Source organism: Streptomyces sp. NPDC007084 (genome assembly GCF_040703595.1).
GTDB lineage: Bacteria > Actinomycetota > Actinomycetes > Streptomycetales > Streptomycetaceae > Streptomyces.
Window position 1 is genome coordinate 89,658 of record NZ_JBEYFY010000021.1, and the last position, 18,206, is coordinate 107,863.

At 72.1% G+C, this 18,206-nt stretch carries 11 protein-coding genes and 1 pseudogene; 2 read left to right on the top strand and 10 right to left on the bottom strand.

Going from position 1 to position 18,206, the window contains the following annotated elements; all coding sequences use genetic code 11:
- Positions 1-83 precede the first annotated feature (83 nt).
- A complete protein-coding gene (gene pulA, locus AB0912_RS19240; protein WP_366701226.1) occupies positions 84-5,513 on the top strand; it encodes a pullulanase-type alpha-1,6-glucosidase in 5,430 nt (1,809 codons plus the stop codon).
- A 129-nt stretch (positions 5,514-5,642) separates the two neighbouring features.
- On the opposite strand, the gene AB0912_RS19245 is transcribed toward pulA, so the two are convergent.
- From AB0912_RS19245 to AB0912_RS19265, 5 genes are all read right to left on the bottom strand, one after another.
- Positions 5,643-6,344 (bottom strand): TetR/AcrR family transcriptional regulator, encoded by a 702-nt coding sequence (locus tag AB0912_RS19245; protein ID WP_366701165.1) that lies wholly within the window; start codon positions 6,342-6,344, stop codon positions 5,643-5,645.
- A gap of 56 nt (positions 6,345-6,400) precedes the next feature.
- Positions 6,401-7,450 (bottom strand): PDR/VanB family oxidoreductase, encoded by a 1,050-nt coding sequence (locus tag AB0912_RS19250; protein ID WP_366701167.1) that lies wholly within the window; start codon positions 7,448-7,450, stop codon positions 6,401-6,403.
- Positions 7,450-8,370: a metal-dependent hydrolase gene (locus tag AB0912_RS19255; protein WP_366701169.1), complete on the bottom strand. Its 921-nt coding sequence runs from the start codon at positions 8,368-8,370 to the stop codon at positions 7,450-7,452. Before AB0912_RS19255 ends, AB0912_RS19250 begins: the two co-directional genes overlap by 1 nt.
- Before the next feature lie 216 nt (positions 8,371-8,586).
- Entirely contained in the window at positions 8,587-10,515 is a 1,929-nt protein-coding gene (locus tag AB0912_RS19260; protein ID WP_366701171.1) for a hypothetical protein, read from the bottom strand.
- A gap of 180 nt (positions 10,516-10,695) precedes the next feature.
- The gene (locus AB0912_RS19265) at positions 10,696-11,205 is read right to left on the bottom strand and encodes a tetratricopeptide repeat protein (protein ID WP_366701173.1); all 510 of its coding nucleotides are present in this window, start codon (positions 11,203-11,205) and stop codon (positions 10,696-10,698) included.
- A 158-nt stretch (positions 11,206-11,363) separates the two neighbouring features.
- Here AB0912_RS19265 and AB0912_RS19270 point away from each other — a divergent pair, with 158 nt between their 5' ends.
- Entirely contained in the window at positions 11,364-11,828 is a 465-nt protein-coding gene (locus AB0912_RS19270) for a hypothetical protein (RefSeq protein WP_366701175.1), read from the top strand.
- Positions 11,829-11,944: 116 nt separating this feature from the next.
- Here the strand turns inward: AB0912_RS19270 and AB0912_RS19275 are convergent, their stop codons facing one another.
- The 5 genes and pseudogenes from AB0912_RS19275 to glnII all read right to left on the bottom strand — a co-directional run bounded on the left by AB0912_RS19275 (position 11,945) and on the right by glnII (position 18,029).
- Complete coding sequence (locus AB0912_RS19275) at positions 11,945-13,510, bottom strand: DUF1996 domain-containing protein (protein ID WP_366701177.1); 1,566 nt, start codon at positions 13,508-13,510, stop codon at positions 11,945-11,947.
- A gap of 258 nt (positions 13,511-13,768) precedes the next feature.
- Positions 13,769-14,473 (bottom strand): annotated as a pseudogene (locus AB0912_RS19280) (sensor domain-containing protein); the annotation flags it as partial.
- 243 nt (positions 14,474-14,716) lie between these two features.
- Positions 14,717-15,703 carry an SDR family oxidoreductase gene (locus AB0912_RS19285; RefSeq protein ID WP_366701228.1) on the bottom strand — a complete coding sequence of 329 codons (987 nt, stop codon included), beginning with the start codon at positions 15,701-15,703 and terminating at the stop codon, positions 14,717-14,719.
- Between the two features lie 245 nt (positions 15,704-15,948).
- Positions 15,949-16,569: a winged helix-turn-helix domain-containing protein gene (locus AB0912_RS19290; protein WP_366701179.1), complete on the bottom strand. Its 621-nt coding sequence runs from the start codon at positions 16,567-16,569 to the stop codon at positions 15,949-15,951.
- Positions 16,570-17,000: 431 nt separating this feature from the next.
- A complete protein-coding gene (gene glnII, locus AB0912_RS19295; protein ID WP_366701181.1) occupies positions 17,001-18,029 on the bottom strand; it encodes a glutamine synthetase in 1,029 nt (342 codons plus the stop codon).
- Positions 18,030-18,206: the final 177 nt, after the last annotated feature.

An 18,206-nucleotide genomic window follows, 5' to 3' on the forward strand; every position in this document is an offset into this window, starting at 1 on the left:
CGGGCGTTCGGCACCGAAGCCGCAACGCAGCGCGGGGTCGGACCCGAGTACGCCGTCATCCCTAGGAGTTCACCGCTGTGGACCTGATACCGAGAGGGCCGGCGCGCCGCTCCGGCCGTCCCCGGCTGCGCGCGGCCGTCCTCGCCGCCGCACTGGCCGTATCGCTCGCACAACCCCTCGCCGCGCGGGCCGCGACACCGCCCGCCCCCCCGTCCGACGCGAAGCTCGCGGCCGAGCCCGCCCGGCACGACGCCACCCGCGACCAGTTCTACTTCGTGATGCCGGACCGCTTCGCCAACGGCGACAAGGCCAACGACGAGGGCGGACTGACCGGTTCGCGGCTGTCGACCGGCTACGACCCCACCGACAAGGGCTTCTACCAGGGCGGCGACCTCAAGGGCCTGACCAGGAAGCTCGACTACATCAAGGGCCTCGGCACCACCGCCATCTGGATGGCGCCCATCTTCAAGAACCAGCCCGTCCAGGGCACCGCCAATGGGGGCACCTCCCAGGCGTTGAGCTCTGGGGGAGCTTCGGCCGGTTACCACGGCTACTGGATCACCGACTTCACCCGGGTCGACCCGCACTTCGGCACCAACAAGGACCTGGAGAAGCTGATCTCCACGGCCCACGCCAAGGGCATGAAGGTCTTCTTCGACGTCATCACCAACCACACGGCCGACATCGTCGACTACCGCGAGAAGTCCTACGACTACCTCTCCAAGGGCGCCTTCCCCTATCTGACCAAGGACGGCCGCCCCTTCGACGACGCGGACTACGCCGACGGCACCCGCAAGTTCCCCCCGGTGGACGCCGGTTCCTTCCCGCGCACCCCGGCCGTGCCCGCCGCGAAGAAGAACGCCAAGGTCCCCTCCTGGCTCAACGACCCGACCATGTACAGCAACCGGGGCGACTCCACCTACGCGGGCGAGTCCACCACCTACGGCGACTTCTCCGGCCTTGACGACCTGTGGACCGAGCGTCCCGAGGTGGTCAGCGGCATGGAGAAGATCTACCAGCGCTGGGTGAGGGACTTCGGCATCGACGGCTTCCGGATCGACACCGTGAAGCACGTGAACATGGAGTTCTGGACGCAGTGGGCGACCGCCCTCGACGCGTACGCCGCCCGGCACGGCCGCAAGGACTTCTTCATGTTCGGCGAGGTCTACTCCGCCGACACCTCGGTCACCTCCCCGTACGTCACCGAGGGCCGCCTCGACGCCACCCTCGACTTCCCCTTCCAGGACGCGGCCCGCTCGTACGCCTCCCAGGGCGGCAGCGCGAAGAAGCTGGCGTCCGTGTTCGGGGACGACTACAAGTACACGACCGACAAGGCCAACGCGTACGAGCAGGTCACCTTCCTCGGCAACCACGACATGGGCCGCATCGGGTACTTCCTGAACCAGGACAACCCGAAGGCGACCGACGCCGAACTGCTGAGGAAGGACCGGCTCGCCAACGAGCTGATGTTCCTCAGCCGCGGCAACCCCGTCGTCTACTACGGCGACGAACAGGGCTTCACCGGCTCGGGCGGCGACAAGGACGCCCGGCAGACGATGTTCGCCTCCAAGGTCGCCGACTACCTGGACGACGACGAGATCGGCACCGACCGCACCCACGCGAGCGACGCCTACGACCCCGGCGCCCCGCTCTACCGGCAGATCAGCGCCCTGTCCAAGCTCCGCAAGGCCAACCCGGCCCTCGCGGACGGCGTGCAGACCGAGCGGTACGCGGCCAACGGAGCGGGCGTGTACGCCTTCTCCCGCACCGACGCGAAGTCCGGCACCGAGTACGTGGTCGCCGTGAACAACGCGGACGAGGCCAGACCGGCCACGTTCGCCACGGGTTCGGCGCGCATGGACTTCCACGGGATCTACGGCACCTCCGCCTCGGTGCGCAGCGACGCCGGCAAGAAGATCACCGTCACCGTCCCGGCCGGCTCCGCGATCGTCCTCAAGGCCGCCGGCCGGCTCGCCGCCCCGGCCTCGAAGCCGGCCCTGACCCTCAAGGCCCCCGACGCCGGAGCCACCGGCACCGTCGACCTGACGGCGGACGTGGACGGCGGCGGCCTCGACCGGGTCGTCTTCGCCGCCCAGACCGGCAACGGATCCTGGCGCGTCCTCGGCTCGGCCGACCACGCCCCGTACAAGGTCACCCAGACCATCGGCAAGGACGTACCGGCCGGAACAGCCCTGCGCTACAAGGCCGTTGTCATCGACCCGGCGGGCCGCACCGCGAGCGCGACGGCCGCCTCGGTCACCGGCACCCCGCCCGCCGCCGAGATCCCGACGGCCTCCTCCCGCGACTACGCGGTCGTCCACTACAAGCGCCCCGACGGCGACTACACCGACTGGCGGCTGTACGCCTGGGGCGACCTCGCCGACGGTGAGGCGACCACCTGGCCCGAGGGACACGACTTCATCGGCCGGGACGCCTACGGCGCCTTCGCCTACGTCAAGCTGAAGCCCGGCGCGTCCGGCGTCGGCTTCCTGGTCATCGACAAGGACGGCACCAAGGACGTCGCCACCGACCGCACCATCGACGTCACCAAGACCGGCGAGGTCTGGCTCGAACAGGGCAAGGAGCAGGTCCGCACCGAACGGCCCGACCTGCCGGCCCAGGACAAGACCAAGGCCGTCCTCCACTACCACCGCGCCGACGGCGACTACACCGGCTGGGGCCTGCACACCTGGACCGGGGCCGCCACCCCCACGGACTGGACCAAGCCCCTCCAGCCGGTGCGCACCGACGCCTACGGAGCCGTCTTCGAGGTGCCGCTCGCCGAGGGCGCGACCAGCCTCGGCTACATCCTGCACAAGGGCGACGAGAAGGACCTGCCCGCCGACCAGTCCCTCGACCTGACCGCGAACGGCCACGAGGTGTGGCTGCTCGGCGGCCAGGAGGCCTATCTGCTCCCGCAGCCGGCGGGCAGTGCCGCCGCCCTCGACCTGACCACCTCCAAGGCAATCTGGATCGACCGGGACACGGTCGCCTGGAACGGCTCCGACGCCGCCGTCTCCACCCAGCTCCTGTCCTCCCGCGACGGCTCGATCACCGTCAAGGACGGGACGCTGACCAGCGACGACGAACGCTGGCTGCGGCTGGAGAAGACCACCCTCACCGACGCCCAGAAGGCCAGGTTCCCGCACCTGAAGACGTACACCGCCTGGTCGGTCGACCCACGGGACCGGGGCAGGGTCCGCGCCGCGCTCGGCGGCCAGCTCGTCGCCTCGCAGCGCGCGGCGACGGGCGCCGTCCTCGCGGCCACCGGCGTCCAGACCGCCGGCGTCCTGGACGACCTGTACGACGCGCGCACCGCACGACTCGGGCCGGTCTTCCGAAACGGCGTGCCCACCCTGTCCGTGTGGGCACCCACCGCGCGGTCGGTGAGCCTCGACCTCGACGGCAGCACCGTCGCCATGCGGCGGAACGACACCACCGGCGTCTGGTCCGTCACCGGCAAGCGGTCCTGGACGGGCAAGTCCTACCGCTACGCCGTGCGGGTGTGGGCGCCCACCGTCGGCAAGCTCGTCACCAACAAGGTCACCGACCCGTACTCGGTCGCCCTGACCGCCGACTCCGAACGCAGCCTGGTCACCGACCTGGACGCCACGTCCCTCGCCCCCTCCGGCTGGTCCGCGCTGAAGAAGCCCACGGCCGTGCCGCTGAGGGACGCGCAGATCCAGGAACTGCACGTCCGGGACTTCTCGGTGGAGGACAGAACCGTCCCCGCCAAGGACCGGGGCACCTACCGCGCCTTCACCGACAAGAACAGCGACGGCTCGAAGCACCTGCGCGAACTGGCCGCGTCCGGCACCTCCTACGTGCACCTGCTGCCCGCCTTCGACCTCGCGACCGTCCCGGAGAGGAAGGCGGACCAGGCGAGCCCCGGCTGCGACCTCGCCTCCTACCCGGCCGACTCCGACAAGCAGCAGGAGTGCGTCGCGAAGACCGCCGCGAAGGACGCCTACAACTGGGGCTACGACCCCTACCACTACACGGTCCCGGAGGGCTCCTACGCCACCGACCCCGACGGCACCGGGCGCACGGTCGAGTTCCGGAACATGGTCAAGTCGCTGAACGAGGACGGCCTCAGGGTCGTCATGGACGTCGTCTACAACCACACCGCCGCGAGCGGCCAGGCCGCCACCAGCGTCCTCGACCGGATCGTCCCCGGCTACTACCAGCGCCTCATGGCCGACGGCAGCGTGGCCACCTCCACCTGCTGCGCGGGCACGGCCCCCGAGAACGCCATGATGGGCAAGCTCGTGGTCGACTCGATCGTCACCTGGGCCAGGGAGTACAAGGTCGACGGCTTCCGCTTCGACCTCATGGGCCACCACCCCAAGGCCAACATCCTGGCCGTCCGCAAGGCCCTCGACGCGCTCACCCCCGCCAAGGACGGCGTCGACGGCAAGAAGATCGTCCTGTACGGCGAGGGCTGGAACTTCGGCGAGGTCGCCGACGACGCCCGCTTCGTCCAGGCCACCCAGAAGAACATGGCCGGGACCGGGATCGCGACCTTCTCCGACCGCGCCCGTGACGCCGTACGCGGCGGGAGCCCCTTCGACGAGGACCCCGGAGTCCAGGGCTTCGCCTCCGGCCTGTACACCGACCCCAACTCCTCGCCCGCCAACGGCACTCCGGCCGAGCAGAAGGCCCGGCTGCTGCACTACCAGGACCTCATCAAGGTCGGCCTGACCGGCAACCTGGCCGACTACCGCTTCACCGACTCCGCGGGCAAGCGGGTCACCGGCGCCGAGGTCGACTACAACGGCCAGCCCGCCGGGTACGCCAAGGCCCCGGGCGACGCGCTCGCCTACGCCGACGCGCACGACAACGAGTCGCTCTACGACGCGCTGACCTACAAGCTGCCCGCGGCCACCGGCGCCGCCGACCGGGCCCGGGCGCAGGTCCTCGCGATGGCGACGGCCACCCTCTCGCAGGGCCCGTCCCTCTCCCAGGCCGGCTCCGACCTGCTGCGCTCGAAGTCCCTGGACCGCAACTCCTACGACAGCGGCGACTGGTTCAACGCCATCCACTGGAACTGCCGGGACGGCAACGGCTTCGGCCGCGGGCTGCCGCCGGCCGCCGACAACGAGGCCAAGTGGCCCTACGCCAAGCCGCTGCTGACCTCGGTCTCGGTGGGCTGCGCCCAGATCGACGGGGCGTCCGCCGCCTACCGGGACCTCCAGCGCATCCGTACCGGCGAGGACGTCTTCTCGCTCGCCACGGCCGCCCAGGTCCAGTCGAAACTGTCCTTCCCGCTCTCCGGAGCCAAGGAGACCCCGGGAGTGATCACCGCCCGTCTCGGTGACCTCGTGATCGTCTTCAACGCGACCCCCGAGAAGCGGGAACAGACGGTCGCCTCCCTCGCCGGGACGGCGTACGCGCTGCACCCGGTACAGGCGAAGGGCGCCGACCCGGTCGTCAAGTCCGCCTCCTACGCGCGGACTTCGGGCACCTTCACGGTCCCGGCCCGCACGGTGGCGGTGTTCACCCGGACCCCCTGACCGGACACCACCGCCTGAACGAACACCACGCCCTGGCGTTCCAGGACCCGTCACCCGCCCCGTCCGGCCCACCCGGCCGGCGGGGCCGGGTGGTTCGGGAGGTCCCCCCCGGGGCTCGCGTCCGCGCCCTTATCGGGCGGGCGGAGTGGCCAGGGCGATGAGCCGGACCAGGAGGTCGCTGAACGGCCCGTCGCCCGGCTCGCCCTCAAGTCCCTTGCGCAGCAGGGCCGCCACCTCGTCGTCGTAGGCCGCGCTGACCGCCGCGAGCGCGGCGAAGTCGTGCACGAGCTGCACCTCCAGCTCGCCGCGCGGGATGCGCCGCCCGTCCAGCCAGATCAGCGCGGTCGACTCCACCAGCGAGATCCAGGAGCGGACCACCAGTTCCAGCCGGGCCGGCGGCTGCCGTACGTCCAGGTGCGAAAGGATCTGGACATACGCGGCCTGCCGGACGGAGTCGACCAGCGCGTTGGTGGTGGACGAGCCGACGGCCGGGCCGCCCCGCATCAATGCGGCGAAACCGGGCCCGTGATCGTCCACGAAGTCGAAGAACCGGCGCATCACCCGCAGCAGCCGCGCCCCGAGCGGGCCTTCGTGGGCCTCCACGAAACGGCCCGCGAGATCGTCCGCCGCCCGCTGCAACGCGGCCTCGTACAGGCTGAGTTTGCCCGGGAAGTAGTGGTAGACCAGCGGGCGCGAGATGCCCGCGGCGGAGGCTATCTCGTCGATCGAGACGTCGTCGGGCGAGCGTCGGCTGAACAGGTCGAGGGCGACGCCGATGAGCTGCTGCCGTCGCTCCTCGACACCCATCCTGCGGCGTACCCCGGTTGTCATACGAACACCTTACCGATCGGATCCGGCCCGGAACGGGCCGGTCCGTGCGCCGGCGCTCACATGTCCAGGACGATGCGCTCCCCCCGCGCGCGGGAGACACAGATCAGCATCGAGTCGTCACGCTCCGCGTCCGTCAGGAGTTCGTCCCGGTGCTCGATCTCCCCTTCCAGGACCCGCTGTTGGCAGGTCCCGCAGAAGCCCTGCTCGCAGGAGTACAGGGTGTCGGGGAGTTCCGCGCGGACGGCGGCGAGGACCGTGGAGCCGGCGGGGACGGTCACCGTACGGCCGCTGCGCCGCAGTTCGACCTCGAAGGAGCTGTCGCCGGAGCCCGGCGCCCGGGCCGTGAACCGCTCCAGGTGCAGCGTGCCGCCCTCGGGGACCCGGGCCTCGACCGCGGCCATCAGCCCCTCGGGGCCGCAGCAGTAGACCGCCGTGCCCGCCGGAAGGTCCGCCAACAGGGCGTCCAGGTCCGGGAGTCCGTCCTCGTCCTCGGCGACCACGGTGACCCGGGCGCGGTCGAGCTTCTCGATCTCCTCCAGGAACGGCATCGAGGCCCGCGTCCGGCCGCCGTACAGCAGCCGCCAGTCGGCGCGCTCCCGCACGGCCCGCAGCATCGGCAGGACCGGGGTGACGCCGATGCCGCCCGCGATGAACACATAGCCGGGGGCGTCCACGAGCGGGAAGCGGTTGCGCGGCCCGCGCACCTCGACCTCCATGCCCTCCTGGAGCTGCTCGTGCACCTCACGCGACCCGCCGCGCCCGTCCTCGACCAGCCGGGTCGCGACGGTGTACGAGGAGGTGTCCTCGGGATCGCCGCACAGCGAGTACTGCCGGACCAGCCCCGAGGGCAGCACCAGATCGAGGTGGGCGCCCGGCTCCCAGGGCGGCAGATCCGTTCCCTCCAGGCGCAGTTGGACCACGCCGTCCGCGACCCGTTCGTGCCGGGTGACCAGCAGGCGCAGGGCGCGCGAGCGGGGCCGCCCGGAGACCGGCTCCTCCAGGGCGGGCATCGGCCACAGCGGCGACGCCCCGATCCGGCGGCGCAGCGCGCGCCGCACCAGCAGGGCCGTACCGGCGACCGCGACGACGGTCCGCATCCTGGGCATCACGCGGCACCAGCGCCCTTCTCGGCCCGCGAGGCGGCCACGGCGGCGGGGGAGGAGGCCAGATAGGCGACGGCCTGCTCGGTGGAACCCTCCTGGGAGGGGTGGTAGGCGCGGCTCAGATAGCGCGGGATCGACCGGAGCATGGCCCCGGTGGAGGGCAGTACCCCGCGCCGTCCGGCGACGTAGAAGTCCTTGAAGGTGGCGCGGCCGTCGGCGAGCGTCGGATCGTTCTCCATGAAGAACCGGGCCCCGCGCTGCCACAGGAACACCAGCGCGGTGAAGGCGGTCGCCCAGGTGCGGGCCCGCCGCCGGTAGCTTCCGTCGACGTGCTGGAACAGCTCGAAGGCCACCGAGCGGTGCTCTACCTCCTCGGCGCCGTGCCAGCGCAGCAGGTCCAGCATGGTCGGGTCGGCGCCGCGCCGGTCCAGCTCGGTCGCGTTGAGCACCCAGTCGCCGAGGAAGGCGGTGTAGTGCTCGATCGCCGCGATCAGGGCGACCCGCTCCAGCAGCCACCACCGGCGCGCCTTGCCGGGCGGCAGGGTCCGGTCGCCGAGCAGCTTCTCGAAGAGCCAGTCGACCTGCGCGGTGTACGGCGTCGGGTCGAGCCCCAGCTCCTTGAGATGCGGCAGCACCTCGTCGTGCGCCTGGGAGTGCATCGCCTCCTGGCCGATGAACCCGATGACGTCCGCGCGCAGCCGCTCGTCGCGGATGAGCGGCAGCACCTGCTTGTAGACGTGCACGAACCACCGCTCACCGGCCGGCAGCAGCAGATGCAGCACGTTGATGGTGTGCGTGGCGAACGGATCGTCCGGCACCCAGTGCAGCGGTGTGTCGTCCCACGAGAACGACACCTTGCGCGCCTTGAGCGCCGTCCACTCGGACTCGACCGGCCGGGGCAGCCGGGCCTGCGTGTTAGACATGGCGTCAATGTACTGACGGGTAAGCCCGCGGAGAACCCCTCTGCGCCCACTTGTTTACGACAATGTCAGCAGTCCGGCACGGAAACGGCGCCGCCGGCCACCCCGCCCGAGGTGGCCGACAGCGGCCGGTCGGGGTGGCCGACAGCGGCCGGTCGGGGTGGCCGACAGCGCCGGGCGGGGTGGTCGGCAGCGCCGGGCGGCCGGGATCGCGTCGGGTCAGCGCAGTCCGCCGATACCCCGCCCGTCCGCCAGCGTCCCCGACAGCCGGGCCTGCGCCCCCTCCTTCGTCCGCACGGCGAGCAGCGGCCCCCGCGCCGAGCCGCGCACCCCGCCGCTCGCGGTGACCGACGCCGTGTCCCGGCTGCCGGCCGCGAGCAGATACCAGGACCCGGCGGCCGACTTCCACAGCACACCGGCCAGCACATGCGGGTCGCGCGAGCCGCACGCGGGCGAGTTCTCGGCCTTCGCCGCGACCGCCCCGTAGGTCCCGCCGGGGGTACGGAACTGGGCCAGCACCCGGGTGCCGCCGCCCCGCCAGGTGTCCGCGCGGGTGCACACCCAGGTCGCCGCACCGCTCGCGTCGGGCAGCGGCTGCTCCGCGAACTGCCAGGCGTTCACCGACCGCACGCCCTGCGAGCGCACCGAGGCCAGCGAGCACGCGTACGGCGCCCAGCCCCGCAGGTTCGCGGCGCTCGTCGCCTCCTGCGGCGCGCCGGGCCGGCCCGCGGTGAGATGGGCCGGGATCAGCTCGCCGAGGTCGCTCAGCAGGCGGGTGCCCGAACCGTCGGAGACCTGGAGCACGTTCCACGACGTGCACGCGCCGGTCTGCGGCGGGCCCGCCAGCGGGGAGGCCGAGCCGTCGGCGGACAGGGTGAGGTCCATGGTGCCGGTGTTCGGCTTCAGCAGATCGCGCTCGGCGGCCTTCTTCACCCAGGGCGCCGTCAGATAGCGGACGTTGCCGTCGGCGCGGCTCAGCACCAGCGCGCTCGACTCGGCCCGGCCCGCCCCGTCGGCCCGCGCGAAGTCGAGGGCCGCGCCGCTCGTGCCGTCCTTCGGCTCCGCGTACCGGACGATGCGCAGACCGTCGTAGAGGAGCACCACCCGGGCCTGGTCGACATCGCCCGCGTAGAGCAGCTGGGGCGGTCCGGCCGGGGCGCCGGACGGGGTGCCGGGCGTCGCCGACACCTGCACGGACTCGCCGGGCCGGGCCCACACCGCGAGCGCGCGGCGCAGCAGCCCGGTGTCCTTGACCAGGTTGCCGCGCGCGGGCCACACCGAGAAGTCCAGCCGCGCGGACGACTGCCAGGCGGCCGGGGCCACCCGTTCGAGGCGGGCCGGGTTCAACGCGGCCTCGGCGGCCGGGTTCTGCGCGTACGCGGGGGCCGCGGCGCCGTCCGGGCCCCAGCCGCCGCCCGGCAGACCGAGCAGCGCCCCGCACACGGCCAGCGCCGCCGCGGCGGCCAGCGCGGCCTTCATGTGCTGCCGGCGCCGCATCAGGTCGGTGGGGCGGGCGTGCAGGGAACAGGGGTCGAACTCGGGGGAGGCGAGCAGCGCGTCCCCGGCCGGGACCCCGGCCGCCTCCTTCAGCGCCGCCGCCGGGTCCGCCGCGCCCGCCGCGGCCAGCACCTTGCGGAGCTGCGGGTCCGCCAGCTGCTCCAGACCGCGCAGCACATACGCGGCGCGGGCCGGCCCGGAGAGCGCGGACAGCCGCTGGTCCAGGGCGAGTTCGTCGGCGCCGCCCGAGCGCGGGAACAGCCGCAGACCCCACACCTGGGGGAGCAGCGGCGGCAGTTGGGACCGCTTCGGCAGCGCGCGCCACCGCAGCGGCAGCCCCGCCTCCAGCGCCGTCCGTACCACCTGGAGGCGTACGAGGGCGTAGCCCGGGTCGCCGTCCCGGCCGCCGGCGCCCTGCTGGGCCGGGATGACCGAGGCGTCGCCGGAGGACCGGCCGCGCGGCAGTGCCCGCTGGACCAGGGCGTGCGCGGTGAGGACCCGCCGGTTGCGGCCGAGGCTCGGCGGCAGCACCAGATAGGCGAGCCGGACCAGCCGCGGGTAGTGCTCGACGAGGGCGGCCTCGGCCTGCTCGACGTCGACGACAGCTCCGGAGGAGGGTGCGGGGCGTTGGGCTACATCCTGTGACTGCACGTTCAGCAAAACGAGCGAACGGGTGGATGGTCACCGGCCCCGCGCCCGCCGCCCCGCTGCCGCCCGCCTGCCGCCCCGCCGGGCTCAGGCCCCGGATCAGGCGAGGGATCAGGCCAAGGCTCAGGCCCCGGATCAGGCGAGGGATCGGGCCAGGGATCAGGTCAAGGCCCAGGTTCCGGATCAGGCCCCGGATTCCTCGGGTTCCACCAGCAGGCGGGCGTAGTTCGCCATCGACCGCTGGTAGCGCGGCAGATGAGGGGCCAGCGCGCCGATCACCAGGGCCAGGCCCTCGCGTTCGCGGCCGAGGTCGGCGAGGCACAGCGCCAGACAGGCGCGCACCGCGTCGTCCAACTCGTCCGAGGGCGCGACCAGTTCGGGGGTGAGGAGCTTGACACCCTCGTCCGCCTGTCCGAGGTTGCGCAGCGAACTGGAGAGCTGGATCTTGGCGCGCCGCTTCCGGTATCCGGCCAGGCCACGGTCGAGCGCCTCGCGGTAGAGCGGTACCGCCTTGTCGGAGTGGCCCGTGGAGTCCCAGGCGCAGGCCCGCTCGAAGGGGCCGAGGGGGCTGTCGGCGGGCAGTTCGGCGACCAGGGCGTCGATCACCGCCCGGAAGTCGGCCGCCCGCTCCTCCTCGTAGGAGTCGAAAGTGGCCCAGGCCGCCGCCGTACGCTCTTCCCAGTCTTCGTTCACGAGGGACACCCTCGCACAGCCGTGCCACCGGCGGTATCGGGTTCCCGGCGTGAAAGACGGCGCCCGGTTGAGCAGACGGCGGCCCGGAGCCGTATCGGAGGCAGAGCCCTTGCCGGGGCTCGCTTCGGCGTGAGCGCCGACAGGTACCGGAGGAACGTATGAGGGTGACACGCGAGAGGCTGCTGGCCGGGGCGGCCGTGGCCGTACTGCTGACGCTGACCGGCTGCGGCGGCGGACCGGACGACAAGGCGGGCACCGCGCGGGAGACGGTCCCGGCCACGGCGACCGGCAGCCTGGAGGACCTGGCGGCCGAGGTGAAGTGCCGTCCGGACATCCAGACCGACGCGGACGAGATCCGCCAGGGGGTCTGCCAGGTGGCCGGCGGCAAGTTCATCCTGGCGACCTTCGCCACCGACCGGGGCCAGCGCGACTGGCTCAACGGGGCGAAGGACTACGGCGGTTCGTATCTCGTCGGCGCCAAGTGGGTCGCCGTCGGCGACCGGAAACTGGTGACCGGCCTGCGCGGCACGCTCGGCGGAAGCCTGGAGCAGGGTGCCTCGCACGGGGCCCACGCCTCACACGGCGCCGACGCCTCGCACGGCGGGCACGAGCACGACGGCTGATCCCGCGCCCGGCCGGGAGCACCCCGCTCGGGCACAGGAGACCGCGGGAGCGACCCGTGCGGGCACAAAAGAGAGCGGGTGGCGGGAGAATCCCGCCACCCGCTCTCTCATGGGGGTCACCTACAACGCTGGCCCTTGTTGATGCAATTGACCATCTTGTTCATCAGGTTGTCGTCGAAGACGTTGATGAAGTCGTCGTGGTCGGTGGCCGGCTTGTGGAGCTGCTCGGGGAATCCGTCGACCGCGTAGGCGTTCTTGATCTGCCCGTTCTCCAGGGTCGGCGCCCGGAAGCCGTAGACCAGGCGCATCGTGAGCTGCGGAATGGCCTTGAAGCCATTGGCGCAGTTGCCCTGCGCGTCCGCGAAGGCCACGTGCGTACGGTGGTTGGCGCTGTCGATGTTCACGCCGTCCCAGCAGTTCTGGAAGGCGAAGGTGCGCACCACGGTGCTGCCGCGCGGGCAGATCGGGTACTGCTCGGTGAGCTGCACCTTGTTCTCGAAGCCGGTGCAGGACCAGTGGGCGTTGGCGTTCGCGAGGCCGTTGGTGGTGGTCTTCGCGTCACCGGTGATGATGCGCAGGAACTTCGGCATCGCGACGACCTTGTTCCGCGCGTTGCCGACGAACTTGATCTGCGCCTGCCTGACCTGCTGGATCTGGCCGACGTTTCCTTCCTTGCCGCCGCCGTCGTTGTTCTGGTCGAAGTCCTGCGTACCGTTCTGGATACGGACGACCGGCCAGTAGTACGTCGACTTGTCACCCTGGTTGGCGCAGGAGGTCTGGGCCGCGGCGAACGTGTCGTTGCTGGCGAACGCGTCGTTCGACTGGTTGCCGACGTAGTCGTGCAGGTGGTGCGCGCCGTTGCTGACGCCGGGCGCCACGATCACGTTGTCGGTGTTGAACTTCTTGTTCGCGTTGACGCCACAGGACGTGGTGAACGTGCCCGTCGAACCGCCGGCCCGGGTCCGCGCCTTGCGCGCCACGTTCGGCTGGACCTTGGTGATGTCGACGAAGTCGGTGGCGACGGGGCCGTTGCCGGCCTGGCCGCCGTTGCCCGCCTGCTGGTCGCCGCCCTGCTGGCCACCGCCCTGCTGGTCGCCGGCGGACGGGGCCGGACTGGCCGTCCCGCCGTTGTTCTGACCACCGTTGTTCTGACCGCCGTTGTTCTGGCCGCCGTTGTTCTGGCCGTTGTTGCCCCAGCCGGCGTTGGTCTGGTTGGCGGGCGTCCCCGTGCAGGCGGAGAGGGTGTCGAGCGAGGACGGGACCGTGCCGCCGACCCGGCTGATCTCCAGTTTGATCCGGTCGATGATCACCGACCGGTTGTTCCGCAGCGGGCCGAGGATGGCGTTCTGGACGAAGCTCGCGTCCCTCGTCTGCGCGTCACGGGTGGTGGCGAGCCGCTGGTAGGCGGCGGTGATCTGCTGGTCCAGCGTGGCGAGTTCGCCGTCGACCTCACCCCGGGCCCGGTTCGGCACATTGGTCAGCTTCTGGCCGACGTCTGGACAGCTGATGGTCGCCACCTGGGCGGTGGCGGCCTTCGTGGTGTTGGGAGACGAGTTCTCCTCGTGCGCCGAGGCGTAGAAGTTCGCCCAGACCAGCCCACCCCCGCCGATCGCGAGCGCTGCCGACGCGGCGATGGCGCGAACGGCCAGCGGCGAACGGCGTTTTCGTATGTTGCGTCCCATGGAACTCCTCTGACTTCCTTGCGGGGCATCGAGGGCGCCCGACAGGAGTGAAGCGGCTCCATTTCATACGCACGGGGCGGGTGGGGTGTTCAGAAACCCCGGAAAATCTTGGGACTTCGTGAGGCCAATTCGGACACAATGGGCCCAGAAGCCCCCGAATTCACGGGAGTTGATCTCGGTGAAAAGGTTTGAGGACGCTTTTTGACTGAAATTCAGTCACGACGAGCCGCGCCGCGATCGCCCCGTTCGAGCGGCCCCGCGCCGTTCGGCGGCCGAGGTGTCCACGGCGTCCCGTCGTGACGCGGTCAACACCCGCACGCGTTCCCTGAGTTCACCCTCGTCGGGGGCCAGCACGGCGCGCGTCGCGAGGAAGTGGGCCTTCAGGAGGAGCGGTGAGAGACAGAGCGAGGCGGCCAGCAGTACGGCGCCGAGGGCACCCGCGGCGAGGGCGGAGCCCTGACCGGACACCGGCACGAAGCCGTACCACCAGCCGACGTACGTGCCGTCGGTGAACACCCGCCACAGGCCGAGCGCCAGCGCGAAGCCCTCCAGCGGGTAGAAGACCAGCGTGGCGGGCAGCACCGCCGTGACGAACCCGCCGGTCATGTCGAACAGCAGCCAGCGCAGGTCCCGCCAGGTGGCCGGGTCCCGCAGCATCCCGGAGCAGCGCTCCCAGGGGCCCGCGCCGTCGCGCAGCGGCCGGTAGGCGGGCGGGATGCGCACCCCGCACCAGCGGGCCGCGGCCAGCCGCCGCGTGTCCGCGAAGGCCCGGACGCCGGTCAGCACCCATGGCGTCGTGACGATCCCGACGCCGAACGGCACCAGCAGCAGGGACATGAGGGTCAGCAAGGACAGTCCGAACGCCCCCGCCGGCCCGGTCACCGCGACGACCAGTCCCCGCACCCCGGCCACGAAGGCCTCCCGGGCCCGCGCCGCGAACCCCGTCGTTGCCGTCCCCCGCATCCCGAATCCCCGTGTCTCCATCCCCCGAGTCTCGCGTCCCCCGGCACCCCCGTCACTGGGCCCAGCCCCCGGCCGGGGGTGGGGGCAGCACCCCCCCCGAGGCCCGCCGGACCCGACCCGGCCGGACCCGGCCTGATCCGACCCGGGCCTGACCTGACCCGGGCCCGACCCGACCCGGACCCCCGCCCGGCCCAGCCCGACCCGGCGCACGGCCGGGCGAGGCGGGCCTTGGTCGTGCCTTCCTCACCCGCCGAGCACCTTCGCCTCCACCTCCGGGTCCAGGCCCACCGTGGGGCGGTCGGGGCGCTGCGGGGCCGTGCCGCCCCGGGCGCGGAGCCAGGCCCAGGTGTCGGCCACCGTGTCCCGTACGGGGCGGCTGCGCAGGCCCGACGCGACCGCCCGCGAGACGTCCACCGAGTGCAGCGCGCCGTGCAGTTCGCTCGCGGGCGGCACCCACACCGGCAACTGCGTCCATGGCTCGATCCCGGCGGCGAGTACGGTCTCCGGGTCGGTCCACCGCAGCTCCGCGCGGCCTCCGGTGACCTTCGCGCACGCGTCGAGCAGCTCACCCATCGTGGCGTGCCCCCGCGGGCTCACCAGGTTGTACGCGCCGCCGAGCCCGGACTCGGCCGCCGTGAGCGTCCACTCCGCGAGGTCCCGTACGTCGACGTACTGGACCGGCAGGTCACGCGGCCCGGGGGCGAGCACGGGTCCGCCGGCCGCGATCCGGTTCAGCCACCACGGCAGTCGCCCGATGTTCTCGTACGGCCCGAGGATCAGCCCGCACCGCACGAGCAGCGAGTGCTCCGCGCCGAAGGCGTCGAGCGCGGCCAGTTCCCCGCCCCGCTTGTCCCGCGCGTAGTCGGTCGCCTCCGCATCGGCCGACGCCCCCTCCACGAGCGGCGCGTCCTCGTCGTACCCGGCCCGCGGCGGCCACGCGTACACGGAACAGCTCGACACGTACACGTACCGGGACACCCGTCCGGCCAGCAGGCGCGCGCTGTCCCGGACCGCGCGCGGCGCCCCGGACCAGGTGTCGACGACGAGGTCCCAGGTGTCCGGGGCGCCGGCGAGGGCGGCGAGCCCGTCCGGTTCGGTGCGGTCGCCCCGCGACGACCGCACCCCGGGCGGCGGTTCACTCCGGCCCCGGTGGAAGACGGTGACCTCCCACCCCCGGCCGAGCGCCGCCTCCACGACCGCGCGCCCCACGAACTCCGTACCGCCCAGCATCAGTAGTCTCCGCGTCATACGGAGGACTCTGCCCGCCGGGCCCGGCCGGCGGAACAGGAATCTGCCGAGAGAAGATCCGGCGCCCAGGGCGCCGAGGACAGCCGCCCCGGGGAACCGGCCGGTCCGGGTTTACGCCGGTGGCCGGTCCGCTCTCCGCCGGCGTCCGGTCCGGTTCACGCCGGCAGCCGGTCCGGTCTACGCCGGCGGTCCGTCGAGCGCTGTGTCAGCGGCCGTCGGCGTACAGCTCAACGGCCCGTCGGCGGCGCGTACTTGTAGCCCACGCGGCGCACGGTCTGGATGGCCTGCCGGTGCTGTGCCCCGAGCTTGCGGCGCAGCCGCGCGACATGGACGTCGACGGTCCGCCCGTCGCCCACGTGCCCGTACCCCCACACCGTGGAGACGAGCTGGTCGCGGGTGTGCACCCGGTGCGGGTGCCGCACGAGATGCGCGAGCAGCTCGAACTCCAGGTAGGTGAGGTCCAGGACCCGCCCGTCGACCTCGGCGGTGCGCCGCACGGCGTCGATGCGCACCAGCGGCTCGACGGCGCCGGCTGCGGTCCCGGCACCCGGGCCGGCCCCGGTGACCGAGGGCTCGGCGCGGTCCGGGACCGCCTGGTCCGGTACGGCCACCGGCAGCAGGGGCTTCTGGTCGGCGGGCACGAGGACCAGGTAGCCGATCATCGGCGGCTGGCCGGGCAGCACCGGCAGCGTGTGCGGGGGAGCGGGCAGCCAGGTGGCGCCCGGCGGCAGGAAGTCGGCGACGTCGACCACCTCGTCCCGGTCGACGGCACGCAGTCGGTGCCGTGCCGGGCCGGTCGAGGGGGTGGGAGCCGTCGCTACGGAGGAGAAGGAACGAGTGGTCGCCATGAGAGGTCAGCTCTTTCGCGCGAGGAGTTCGTCGGGAAGGTCGACGACCGCGAGTTCGTGGTCGGAGCCGTCGAGGACGTACGTCGTGCGCGCTGGCCGAAGGCCGGGGTGTACGGCTTTAGAGGGCCGGCGCGTTCGTCGCGCGGCAACACACCCGGTCGAAATCGTGGTGCTGACGGGAAGGCCAGAAGGGCTCGAGGTCATGGCGACCCGTCGCGATGCACTTCTGGTAGCTGGCCATGCCCCCATTGAAGCAGAAGGCGGGGCATGGCAGCAGACTCCTCTCACGGACCGGACGCTTCCTTGGCGTGAACTTGACGGTGATGGCGGACGGGGAACGCGGACGGGCGACGGGGAAGGGAACGCGGCAGGGGAACGCGGAAGGGGCGCCCGCCGGTCCGGCGGGCGCCCCTTCACGGGTGTGCGGTGGATCAGACCTGGCCGGCCTTCTCCAGGGCGGTGCAGCAGGTGTCCACGATCAGACGCGTCACCACGTACGGGTCGACGTTCGCGTTGGGACGGCGGTCCTCGATGTAGCCCTTGCCGTCCTTCTCGACCTGCCACGGGATACGGACCGAGGCACCGCGGTTGGAGACACCGTAGGAGTACTCGTTCCACGGGGCGGTCTCGTGCAGGCCCGTCAGACGGTCGTCGATGCCGGCGCCGTAGTTCTTGACGTGGTCCAGGGGCTTGGAGCCCTCGCCCAGCGACTCGCACGCGGTGATGATCGCGTCGTAGCCCTCGCGCATCGCCTTCGTGGAGAAGTTGGTGTGCGCGCCCGCGCCGTTCCAGTCGCCCTTCACCGGCTTCGGGTCGAGCGTCGCGGAGACGCCGAAGTCCTCGGCGGTGCGGTAGAGCAGCCAGCGGGCCACCCAGAGCTGGTCGGAGACCTCCAGCGGCGACAGCGGGCCGACCTGGAACTCCCACTGGCCGGGCATGACCTCGGCGTTGATGCCGGAGATGCCGAGACCCGCCTTCAGACAGTTCTCCAGGTGCGCCTCCACGACGTCACGGCCGAAGATCTCGTCCGCGCCGACACCGCAGTAGTAGCCGCCCTGCGCGGCCGGGAAGCCCCCCTCGGGGAAGCCGAGCGGACGGCTGCCCTTGAAGAACGTGTACTCCTGCTCGATGCCGAAGATCGACTCCTGGGCGGCGAACTTCTCGGCGACCTCGGCGAGCGCGGCACGGGTGTTGGACTCGTGCGGCGTCATGTCGATGTTGAGGACCTCGCACATGACGAGGACGTCGTCGCCGCCGCGGATCGGGTCCGGGTAGCTGGCCACCGGCTTGAGTACGCGGTCGGAGGCGTGGCCCTCGGCCTGGTTCGTGGAGGAACCGTCGAAGCCCCAGATCGGCAGCTCCGCGCCCTTGGCGTCGTCGCCCAGGATCTTCGTCTTGGAACGGAGCTTGGCCGTCGGCTCGGTGCCGTCGATCCAGATGTACTCAGCCTTGAAGGTCACGGGCCACATCCTTCGGGGTGTGTCTTGAGGCGCACTTGCGGGTGCTGCGGCGCTGCGGCACCGGGACGCCGCTGGAGATGCGGGCAGCCTGTCAACCGGCGGTTTCCCGGCCATTGCCCGAGTGTGAACCCCGTGTTACCCGCCCCGCGTGTGTCCCGTCTCACCCGTCCGCCCGGA

Bases quoted from the DNA above. Each gene is read 5' to 3' on its own strand.
- AB0912_RS19285 (WP_366701228.1), bottom strand. From the start codon at position 15,703: ATGCTGGGCGGTACGGAGTTCGTGGGGCGCGCGGTCGTGGAGGCGGCG.
- AB0912_RS19290 (WP_366701179.1), bottom strand. From the start codon at position 16,569: ATGGCGACCACTCGTTCCTTCTCCTCCGTAGCGACGGCTCCCACCCCC.
- AB0912_RS19255 (WP_366701169.1), bottom strand. From the start codon at position 8,370: ATGTCTAACACGCAGGCCCGGCTGCCCCGGCCGGTCGAGTCCGAGTGG.
- AB0912_RS19245 (WP_366701165.1), bottom strand. From the start codon at position 6,344: ATGACAACCGGGGTACGCCGCAGGATGGGTGTCGAGGAGCGACGGCAG.
- AB0912_RS19275 (WP_366701177.1), bottom strand. From the start codon at position 13,510: ATGGGACGCAACATACGAAAACGCCGTTCGCCGCTGGCCGTTCGCGCC.
- AB0912_RS19250 (WP_366701167.1), bottom strand. From the start codon at position 7,450: ATGCCCAGGATGCGGACCGTCGTCGCGGTCGCCGGTACGGCCCTGCTG.
- AB0912_RS19270 (WP_366701175.1), top strand. From the start codon at position 11,364: ATGAGGGTGACACGCGAGAGGCTGCTGGCCGGGGCGGCCGTGGCCGTA.